The following is a 3,710-nucleotide window of genomic DNA, read 5'->3' on the forward strand; positions in this document are numbered from 1 at the left end:
TATCGTTCTTGAAGTTACTTATGCTGAACCAGGTGTAAAAGGTAATACGGCAACAAATGCAACAAAATCAGCTACGGTAGAAACTGGAGCTTCAATAAATGTTCCTTTGTTTATTAATGAAGGAGATAAAATAAAAATAGATACGGCTTCAGGTTCATATATGGAACGTGTAAAATAATTTTTAATGAAATTTCCCCAAACACAAACTCTCAAACAAATTGCAAATATCATTGACTGCGAATATGTAGGCGATGCTAATTTTGCAGTTTTGGGTATGAATGAAATTCATGTTGTAGAACCTGGAGATATTGTGTTTGTAGATCACCCAAAGTATTATGATAAAGCTTTGCAATCTGCAGCAACGATAGTTTTAATTAATAAAAATGTCGATTGTCCTGAAGGGAAAGCTTTGCTGATTTCGGATGATCCATTTCGAGATTTTAATAAATTAACGAATCATTTCAGACCATTTCAAGCGTCAAATGTTTCCATTTCGGCTTCCGCCAAAATTGGAAAAGGAACTATAATTCAGCCCAATACTTTCGTTGGAAACAATGTTGTAATTGGCGAAAATTGTTTGATCCATTCAAATGTTTCCATTTATGATAATACCATTATCGGAAATAATGTGATGATTCACGCAGGAACCATTTTAGGAGCCGATGCTTTTTATTACAAAAAACGTCCAGATGGTTTCGACCAATTAGTTTCTGGCGGTCGTGTTGTTATTCAAGATAATGTAGGAATTGGAGCGCTTTGCACGATTGATAAAGGCGTTACTGGCGATACAACTATTGGTGAAGGCACAAAAATAGACAATCAAGTTCATGTTGGTCATGATACCGTTATAGGTAAAAAATGTTTAATTGCTTCACAAACAGGAATCGCAGGTTGTGTAATTATTGAAGATGAGGTCACGCTTTGGGGACAAGTAGGTACAACTAGCGGAATTACTATTGGTGCAAAAGCAGTGGTAATGGGACAAACCGGCGTAACTAAATCTATTGAAGGAGGAAAATCATATTTTGGAACTCCAGTAGAAGAATCTCGTGAAAAACTGAAACAATTAGCCAATATAAAACGAATCCCCGAAATAATAAATAAACTTAAGTAAGATGAGTGCAAAAGAAATAGTTAAAGATTTTTATAAGTCTAATGTTTTTCTAGATAGTACTTTGTTGGATACGTATATGCATCCAGATGTTTCCTTAGATTGGAATAGTAGCAAAGGTTTTCTTCAAATGAATAAAGAAGAAATGGTAAATATTGTCAATCAAATGGGCAAAGCATATCATTCGTCAAGAGTTTATATTACGCATTTGTTAGAAGATAATAATAAGGTAACTATAAGATATAGTCATTATATAAAGACAATAGAAAATCCGAGAGAAGAAATGATTTTGGCTCATTTTATGGTTATTTGGGAGCTAAAAGACGGAAAATTATATCGCGGATTTCAAATGAGTCAGTTGTCATAAAGACTATATAAATTTAAACAAAAGAGCTTAAAAAACTAATTGTTAATTGCTAATTAGTAATTACAATTTCATACTTTTGCAACACAATAAAAAAATAACATAAAAAATATATCATGAGTGTTTTAGTTAATAAAGATTCAAAAATAATAGTTCAAGGATTTACAGGAAGCGAAGGAACTTTCCACGCGGAGCAAATGATCGAATACGGAACAAACGTTGTAGGTGGTGTAACTCCAGGTAAAGGAGGAACTGTACATTTAGATCGTCCCGTTTTTAATACTGTAAAAGATGCCGTAGAAAAAGCAGGAGCCGACACAACCATTATTTTTGTACCACCAGCTTTTGCGGCTGATGCTATTATGGAAGCTGCTGATGCAGGAATTAAAGTAATTATTACCATTACTGAAGGAATTCCAGTAGCAGACATGATTAAAGCAAATGATTATATAAAAGGAAAAAATTGTCGTCTAATTGGACCTAACTGTCCAGGCGTAATCACACCAGGTGAAGCAAAAGTAGGCATCATGCCAGGTTTTGTTTTCAAAAAAGGAACCGTAGGGATTGTTTCTAAATCAGGAACATTAACGTATGAAGCGGCTGACCAAGTGGTAAAACAAGGTTTAGGAATAACAACAGCGATTGGTATTGGTGGAGATCCAATTATTGGAACGACTACAAAACAAGCTGTTGAATTATTAATGAATGACCCAGAAACCAATTGTATCGTAATGATTGGAGAAATTGGTGGTCAACTAGAGGCTGATGCAGCACACTGGATAAAAGCAGATGGTAACCGCAAACCAGTTGTTGGTTTCATTGCAGGAGTTACGGCTCCAGCAGGAAGAACAATGGGTCACGCAGGTGCAATTGTTGGTGGAGCTGATGACACAGCTGAAGCTAAAAAACGTATCATGAGAGAATGTGGTATTCACGTAGTAGATTCTCCAGCAGAAATAGGTAAAAAAGTAAAAGAAGTATTGGGATAATTTTCAAACAATAAATTTTCAAAAAACCGTCTAGTTTCAAAATTAGACGGTTTTTTTATACTACTTTTGCAAGCCTTTGGTTTTTAGCTTTCAAAAAATCAAAATTTTATGCAACGTTAAGATTAATGTTGTTAATAATAAATGGTTGTTTCTTTTTCAAATAAACGAATAACCAAATAAACGAATAAACAGAAATGTATAAAGAATTAAAAAAATTTAAAGTAAGCAACAGTTTTACTTTTACAACAGAAGATAGTTTAGAAGTAGCTTGTAATGCCACCGAAACAGGAAGCGGAGTTTTCCTTGTTTACGCAGTAGATGGCGAAGCAAAAGAATTAATCATGGTGGGTTCTACAGGAACGGTACAAAACGACGGATCTCTAAAAAGTAAAGGTGGCGGATTGTATGACAAGATTGTAAATGGACACCAGTTTGCAAAAACTGGACGTAAATATTCTTGGCCAGCACAAATGAAAAAAGAAAATATTGCTAGATTAGAAGTATACTGGTACGAGACGCATAACGACAAAACTAAAGGAATTCCAACATTTGTAGAAGGACAAGTTTTACAAAATTTCCTTGACGAGAATAATCGTTTACCAAGATGGAATGTAGCCTTTTAATCTTAAAATCATTACCAATTTTTGTCTATTAGCAAATAAAAAAAATCCGATATTTCTATCGGATTTTTTGTTTGACTCAAAATGAAAATCTTTATTAAATTATTTCTTAGCTTTTAATGCTTTATATTTTTCAGTCATATCAAGAGCATTATAAACGTTAAGTAATGTCGCCTTTACATCTGCATCTCCAGTAAATAACTCTTCTGCTTTTTCTAAATAGGGTAAAGCTGATTTATATAATCCTTCTCTCTTAGCTTTTAATACATCATATTTTTTATTATCAGCAGGAGTAGTTCCAAGTTTATTCATTTGTTCTACTATTTTGTTTTCTCCTTCTAATTTTAGAACGACAAGATTCATGTAAGCGTTTTTATATTTTGGATCAATTGTGATTGCCTTAATATAATTTTTTTCTGATTCTGCTTTAGATACTTCGTCTTTAGATTGTGATAAAATGACACCTAAATTGTAAAACAAATCTGCATCCGTTGGGTTTTTTATTGCTGCTTCAGAAATTAGTTTTTTGCACCGCCGAGGGGGCACTTGGCTGGTCGGGATGGGTGGCGATCACCAGATCGACGGCGTGACGGACCACGTGATCCGGCACCGGGACCAGCCGGGTC

General features: G+C 34.3%; 5 protein-coding genes and 1 pseudogene. 5 read left to right on the forward strand and 1 reads right to left on the reverse strand.

What is annotated here, in order from left to right; genetic code table 11:
• From ACHZC3_RS07565 to ACHZC3_RS07585, 5 genes and pseudogenes are all read left to right on the forward strand, one after another.
• Positions 1–178, forward strand: a pseudogene (locus ACHZC3_RS07565) (elongation factor P); the annotation flags it as partial.
• Positions 179–184: 6 nt separating this feature from the next.
• Positions 185–1,114 carry a UDP-3-O-(3-hydroxymyristoyl)glucosamine N-acyltransferase gene (locus ACHZC3_RS07570; RefSeq protein ID WP_394759257.1) on the forward strand — a complete coding sequence of 310 codons (930 nt, stop codon included), beginning with the start codon at positions 185–187 and terminating at the stop codon, positions 1,112–1,114.
• Between the two features lies 1 nt (position 1,115).
• The gene (locus tag ACHZC3_RS07575) at positions 1,116–1,478 is read left to right on the forward strand and encodes a nuclear transport factor 2 family protein (RefSeq protein WP_394759258.1); all 363 of its coding nucleotides are present in this window, start codon (positions 1,116–1,118) and stop codon (positions 1,476–1,478) included.
• Between the two features lie 113 nt (positions 1,479–1,591).
• Positions 1,592–2,464 (forward strand): succinate--CoA ligase subunit alpha, encoded by an 873-nt coding sequence (sucD, locus tag ACHZC3_RS07580; protein ID WP_394759259.1) that lies wholly within the window; start codon positions 1,592–1,594, stop codon positions 2,462–2,464.
• A gap of 194 nt (positions 2,465–2,658) precedes the next feature.
• The gene (locus ACHZC3_RS07585; RefSeq protein ID WP_394759260.1) at positions 2,659–3,087 is read left to right on the forward strand and encodes a hypothetical protein; all 429 of its coding nucleotides are present in this window, start codon (positions 2,659–2,661) and stop codon (positions 3,085–3,087) included.
• Between the two features lie 99 nt (positions 3,088–3,186).
• Here ACHZC3_RS07585 and ACHZC3_RS07590 read toward each other — a convergent pair whose 3' ends face one another.
• On the reverse strand, positions 3,187–3,630 hold the full coding sequence (locus ACHZC3_RS07590) for a hypothetical protein (RefSeq protein ID WP_394759261.1): 444 nt from the start codon (positions 3,628–3,630) through the stop codon (positions 3,187–3,189).
• Between the last annotated feature and the right edge of the window lie 80 nt (positions 3,631–3,710).

Source organism: Flavobacterium sp. (assembly GCF_043720215.1).
GTDB lineage: Bacteria > Bacteroidota > Bacteroidia > Flavobacteriales > Flavobacteriaceae > Flavobacterium.

Bases quoted from the DNA above. Each gene is read 5' to 3' on its own strand.
- ACHZC3_RS07570 (WP_394759257.1), top strand. From the start codon at position 185: ATGAAATTTCCCCAAACACAAACTCTCAAACAAATTGCAAATATCATT.
- ACHZC3_RS07575 (WP_394759258.1), top strand. From the start codon at position 1,116: ATGAGTGCAAAAGAAATAGTTAAAGATTTTTATAAGTCTAATGTTTTT.
- sucD (WP_394759259.1), top strand. From the start codon at position 1,592: ATGAGTGTTTTAGTTAATAAAGATTCAAAAATAATAGTTCAAGGATTT.
- ACHZC3_RS07585 (WP_394759260.1), top strand. From the start codon at position 2,659: ATGTATAAAGAATTAAAAAAATTTAAAGTAAGCAACAGTTTTACTTTT.